Source organism: Baaleninema simplex PCC 7105 (genome assembly GCF_000332355.1).
Classification (GTDB): domain Bacteria; phylum Cyanobacteriota; class Cyanobacteriia; order Cyanobacteriales; family Geitlerinemataceae; genus Baaleninema; species Baaleninema simplex.
Genome location: NZ_KB235959.1, coordinates 236,712 through 241,868, shown reverse-complemented (window position 1 = coordinate 241,868; position 5,157 = coordinate 236,712). Strand labels below are relative to the sequence as shown.

The window sequence follows — 5,157 nt, the reverse complement described above, 5'->3', positions numbered from 1 at the left end:
GTTGGGGGGATGGTTGGGGGGGATAGAGGGGCTTGTCGGGTTGGAAAAAAACAGTATTTGCCTTTCGGATTCCGTATCAAACGACTCGAGCTGTCTCGTTGACCCAGGGCTAGCCAGGATTGCCGTACGACCGGCGATAACGATCGCAGTTCATCAAGAGATGTAACAAAAAATTTACGCGATCGCGATGACGCTTACGCGAAAACATCGAACTCAAGGGCGATCGAAAGAAAAATTACCAAAAACACAAAACATTGAAATTATCAAATTCTTATTAAGTCTTTTATCGTTTTCGATCTCGGTCGGGATAGCTTGCGCTTCAATAAAACTAGAAACGCTGCCAACGGGCAGTCGGTCGATCTCCTGTGACGGCGTCGATTCGTCACAGACTATTGAGATTGTTTAATAATCGTAATTAATTATGAAACGTACCTCTCAGCTCGTTCGGCTACTGTGGGATTTCTATCGCGAAGACCTCGCCGAACTGAAACAGCTAAAAATTCTCCAGCACTGTAATGTCTTTCGTTTTTGGGGAATTTTGTATATCCGCTGTCAAACTCCCTCGACTGCCGAACTGGTCATAGCAGCCGAACCCCTCATCGAAATACCAATCCAGCAACTTCGACTGTCGAAAAAAATTAGAATTCTCATCGGGCGCAAACCGATCGCCACGTTCGAGGTAGGTGGAAATCGATCGAATGCAGAAGTTCGCGAGCGGTTGTAAAAATTTCGAGTTACCTTAGACTCGATCTAACGTGAAAAGTGACCCCGAATGTCTAACCCCTTTTCGTCTCGTGTGGCAACGTGGCTGTTCGAGGCCAGTGCGATCTCTGTTGTAGGGATCGCACTTAATATCGTACCGTCGGAGATCGCGATCGCCCGTCCCGTCGCGACTCCAGACGACACCACTGGCCTGTCCCAACTGTACGTCGGCGATCGCCCCATGATGACCACCTACGGTCGCGGTATTGCCAGTTCTCCCGCCGACACCGCCGAAATCCGCTTTTCCTTCGGCACCACCGATCCCATGTCCCCCGAGTTCGATCCCGAAAACGTCGAACCCCTCTCTGAAGGGATGTTACAGCCAGTCGCGAGCGCGATCGCAGCCCTGGGAATTCCCACTGACAACATCGAAGTCGAGATCGATCGCATCGATCCGCGTACCGTGTATCCCGGTCAACCGATGGGTAGCGTTATCGTGACCCTCGATAACCCGACTCTCGCCACCATCAACGCCGTGAAGGACGCCGCCGAAACCAGCGCCCTCGAAAACGGTTCGGTCTATCTCTATTCCTCCTACGATACCTGCTTCGTCGAAGACTTCCTACCCCTCGAAAACGAAGCTCGACTGTCCGCCGTCGCCGACGCTCGCGATCGCATTCAAGCCATGGCCGAGGCGGTCAATACCACCGTCGGAGAGATCCTCGCCACCATTGAAGTTCACAGCTACCGTCCCGTTTCGTCCGCCTGTGCGCCTCCCCCCGAAGACAGCGGACTCGGGTTCGATACGCCAGAAGTCGAAGTCGAACTCGGCGTGTTAGTGACCTTTGGCATGGGGAACCGATAGTCTGGGAGCGCGATCGCGGTTTTTTGCGATACTGGGTTTTTGCGATACTGTGAGTGCAAAACACGCCCGCGATCGTATGTCTGTTGACGATCTCAATATTCAGTGGTTTCGCCGTCGTTTGACTGCTTGGGGTCGAGAAAACTTGCGACAGTTTCCTTGGCGCGACACGCACGATCCCTATCGCATTTTGATTGCTGAATCGCTCTTGCAAAAAACGACGGTCGAAGCCGTTCTTCCTACGTACAACTCTTTTTTAACAATGGGAGCGGGAATTCCCCGATTCTACCGAAGGTGAATCGTGGGATGAAAGCGACTCTTCGACAAATCAGTTATAATCTTATCATCCAGGCATTTCGGCGATAATGTTCAAAGCGTACAAATATCGCATCTATCCAACCCACGAGCAACAAGTGACTTTAGCCAAAAGCTTTGGTTGCTGTCGTTGGTATTGGAATTATGCGTTAAATTTGTGCCAAGAGACTTATCGAACGACCGGAAAAGGTTTATCAAGGGGTTATCTTCAGGGATTATTGCCTGCTCTCAAAAAGGAATACCCTTGGCTCAAAGAAGATGTCTATTCCCAATGTTTGCAAGTCGTGGCGTTGAACTTATCAACCGCTTATCGAAACTTCTTTGAGAAACGGGCAAAATTCCCCCGATTCAAATCCAAGCATGGAAGGCAATCTATCAGTTATCCTCAAAATGTTAAGTTTGAGGGAACTTACATCAAACTGCCTAAAGTAGGGTTAGTGCATTGTCGTCAGCATCGAAGTTTTGAGGGAACAATCAAAACGGTCACCCTCTCCCAAAATCCAGATGGTAAATATTATGCTTCCGTTTTGGTAGAGAACCCAAAAGAACCTCCCCTTCTCTCAACTGAAGGAAAAGCCATTGGCATTGATTTAGGACTGACCGATTTTGCGATTACCAGTGAGGGGTCAAAATATAATAACCCCAAGCATTTTGATAAACACGCGCGAAACCTAAAAAGAAAACAGCAAAAACACGCTCGAAAAAGAAAAGGCAGCAAGAACCGTAATAAATCACGGGTAAAAGTTGCTAGGATTTACGCGAAAATAAGTCGCTGTCGTGAAGATTTTCTCCACAAGCTATCCCGTAAGATAGTGAACGAAAACCAAGTGATTGTGGTCGAGAATCTCAATGTTAAAGGTATGGTTCGCAATCCCAAACTCGCCAAGGCGATTAGTGATGTCGGTTGGGGAATGTTTTGTACGATGTTAAAGTACAAGGCTGAATCTGAAGGCAAAGTTTATCTAGAAGTCGATCAATTTTTTCCGTCTTCTAAAACCTGCCATGTATGTCTCAATCAAATCGGAAGCTTGTCCCTTGAGGTGAGAAGCTGGACTTGCGAACATTGCCAAACCCGTCATGACAGGGATATTAACGCCGCAATTAACCTCAAAAATGAAGGCTTACGGATATTAGAGTTAGGAACTCGCTCTACTGCCCTTGGAGGGGATGTAAGACGAGGGGGTAGAACTTCGGTTCTATCTAGCGCAGTCCCTAGTGAAGAGGGAAGCCGCTATTGTAATCTTTGATTCAATAGCGGTAGTTCACGACAATATCCCGATGTCGAAACGCTGGCACGCGCCGACTTAAACGACCTCGAAACGCACTTGCAATCTCTGGGGTTGTTGTTTCGCGCCGCACGAATTTTAGACGCCGCCCGTACCGTCGTCAACGACTACGACGGTCGAGTTCCCAACACCGAAACCGAACTGTTGAGCTTAGCAGGAATCGGGAAATACAGTGCGCGATCGATCCTTGCCAATGCCTTCGGTAAACCGGCCGCAGTTCTCGACACCAACGTCGCACGGATTTTCGAGCGGTTTTTCGGCGTCGAAGGAGAACGGGTCAAATCTCGTTGCAAACGGCTGTGGGGACTGGCCGATCGCGTCGTTCCCAAACGCAACGCCAGCCGTTGGAATTTAACCCTTTTGGATTTCGGGGCGCTCGTCTGTACCGCCAGCCGTCCCAAATGCGATCGCTGTCCGCTACGCAAACGCTGTTGCTTTGTCACTTCAGACAACGCCGATTAAGCCGAAACCCGCAGCGACGCCCCGTTATCGGCAGCCGTTAACCCCAACAACAACGGAACTGCGGCTTTTCCCCAGGTTTCCGGCGACATATAGTTTTTCGCACTCGAACCGAAGCAGGTTTCGAGCATATCCGTATGAATGACACCGGGATTGAGGGCGATCGCCGCCAATCCCGAGGGGAGTTCTTGAGAGAGCGATCGCGTCAACCCTTCGATGCCCCATTTCGTCGCGCAATAGGGCGCAACTTGCGGAGACGTAGTGTGTCCCCAGGTAGAACTGAAGTTGACGATAACCCCTTCCCCTCGGCGAACCATCGCTGGGACGAAATGACGCAACAGGTTCGCCACGCCTTTCAAATTGACATCTACAACGCGATCGAATTCTGCGGCGGGAACTTCCCAAAGATTCGCCGGTTCGTTGATGAACCCCGCGTTATTGACAAGTAAATCCGGTGCGGAACGTTGCGACAACACCGCCTCACTCCACTGACGCACGCTGTCATCGTCCGTTACATTTACGCTCGCGAAATGGTGGGGTCGGCCAAACTGTTGGTTTAAGGAGGCGATCGCCTCTTCGTCTCGCGCACAGCCGTATACGACATGACCCGCTTCGACAAACCCCTCGAGCATCGCCCGTCCCAACCCGCGAGTAACTCCGGTGAGAACGATATGTTTTTGCTGGTTCATATATCTCGAAAACTCGTCGCTTCTAGGCTATCGAGTCGAGGCGATCGCCTTCAACGACAGTTGGCGTTATACCAATTTCGAGCGCGATCGATACCAGCTCGATACGCTCCGAGTTCGTCCTGTCGGTAGTTCGCCGGATCGCGCATATACATATCGTAGCCGCGACCGCCAGACTGTCGAATTTGTGCCTGACAGGTATTGCGATGGAACTGTTCGTGAGCCATATTTGCGCTGTAAATGACCGAACCCGCCGTTTCGCCGCCGTAGGTTCGGATGTATTCGCTCAACGGTTGCGAGGAAATTTCGCAGGTGAGGGGATTGGTTCCCATCGGGGCTTCAAGTCCAGCTTCCGCCGCACTTCCCGTTTCGCCAGGTTGGGGAAACATCGTGTCGTTGATGGCATTGGGGGAGAGATTGTCCCAACCCCCTGCATCGAACATTTTTTTAATCAGGTTGTTGACGGCTCCTGCGTAAGCGTATCCGTCTTTTCCGAGTTGTTGTGCCAGCCGAAGCAGACGCTCTTGTTTAACACCGGGAACGTCTGGAATAGTCAATAAATTCTCGATGGCGATCGCTGAGTAAATTTACTACTTGTTTTACAGCTTCTGGGGGCAAAATTTTAAAATTTATTTTCTTGGGAAAACACTGTCGAATTATTCCATTTGCATAGGGTGCATCTCAAAAATCTAAATCGATCGGAGGCAAGCTTGAATACTTAGGGCTTGCTGAAAAGAAGTGAAAAGCTTACGGTGTAAGGCTTAGAGGAGTCTTGACGTGGCTTCGAGAACCCGAAAAAGAGGTAAAATTGGAAATTCCCGTGCATCCGGCAAGAAAAAATGTATCG

At 50.1% G+C, this 5,157-nt stretch carries 7 protein-coding genes and 1 pseudogene; 6 read left to right on the top strand and 2 right to left on the bottom strand.

All coding sequences use genetic code 11. The features are described from left to right. Positions 1–421 precede the first annotated feature (421 nt). From GEI7105_RS0120955 to GEI7105_RS40570, 6 genes and pseudogenes are all read left to right on the top strand, one after another. Complete coding sequence (locus GEI7105_RS0120955) at positions 422–724, top strand: hypothetical protein (RefSeq protein ID WP_017662374.1); 303 nt, start codon at positions 422–424, stop codon at positions 722–724. Between the two features lie 48 nt (positions 725–772). Next, positions 773–1,567: an SIMPL domain-containing protein gene (locus tag GEI7105_RS0120950; protein ID WP_017662373.1), complete on the top strand. Its 795-nt coding sequence runs from the start codon at positions 773–775 to the stop codon at positions 1,565–1,567. Between the two features lie 49 nt (positions 1,568–1,616). Next, positions 1,617–1,862 carry a hypothetical protein gene (locus GEI7105_RS0120945; protein WP_017662372.1) on the top strand — a complete coding sequence of 82 codons (246 nt, stop codon included), beginning with the start codon at positions 1,617–1,619 and terminating at the stop codon, positions 1,860–1,862. A 67-nt stretch (positions 1,863–1,929) separates the two neighbouring features. Continuing rightward, positions 1,930–3,126 carry an RNA-guided endonuclease InsQ/TnpB family protein gene (locus tag GEI7105_RS0120940; protein ID WP_017662371.1) on the top strand — a complete coding sequence of 399 codons (1,197 nt, stop codon included), beginning with the start codon at positions 1,930–1,932 and terminating at the stop codon, positions 3,124–3,126. A gap of 36 nt (positions 3,127–3,162) precedes the next feature. Further along, positions 3,163–3,450, top strand: a pseudogene (locus tag GEI7105_RS40575) (A/G-specific adenine glycosylase); the annotation flags it as partial. A 75-nt stretch (positions 3,451–3,525) separates the two neighbouring features. Further along, positions 3,526–3,627 carry an iron-sulfur binding domain-containing protein gene (locus GEI7105_RS40570; protein ID WP_281167029.1) on the top strand — a complete coding sequence of 34 codons (102 nt, stop codon included), beginning with the start codon at positions 3,526–3,528 and terminating at the stop codon, positions 3,625–3,627. Here GEI7105_RS40570 and GEI7105_RS0120930 read toward each other — a convergent pair. Continuing rightward, a complete protein-coding gene (locus GEI7105_RS0120930) occupies positions 3,624–4,313 on the bottom strand; it encodes an SDR family oxidoreductase (protein ID WP_017662369.1) in 690 nt (229 codons plus the stop codon). The genes GEI7105_RS40570 and GEI7105_RS0120930 overlap by 4 nt on opposite strands. A gap of 50 nt (positions 4,314–4,363) precedes the next feature. Beyond that, the gene (locus GEI7105_RS0120925; protein ID WP_017662368.1) at positions 4,364–4,867 is read right to left on the bottom strand and encodes a hypothetical protein; all 504 of its coding nucleotides are present in this window, start codon (positions 4,865–4,867) and stop codon (positions 4,364–4,366) included. Between the last annotated feature and the right edge of the window lie 290 nt (positions 4,868–5,157).

What these genes read in the sequence shown, in the direction of transcription:
- GEI7105_RS0120940 (WP_017662371.1), top strand. Translation starts at nt 1,930, where the DNA reads ATGTTCAAAGCGTACAAATATCGCATCTATCCAACCCACGAGCAACAA.
- GEI7105_RS0120955 (WP_017662374.1), top strand. Translation starts at nt 422, where the DNA reads ATGAAACGTACCTCTCAGCTCGTTCGGCTACTGTGGGATTTCTATCGC.
- GEI7105_RS0120930 (WP_017662369.1), bottom strand. Translation starts at nt 4,313, where the DNA reads ATGAACCAGCAAAAACATATCGTTCTCACCGGAGTTACTCGCGGGTTG.
- GEI7105_RS0120950 (WP_017662373.1), top strand. Translation starts at nt 773, where the DNA reads ATGTCTAACCCCTTTTCGTCTCGTGTGGCAACGTGGCTGTTCGAGGCC.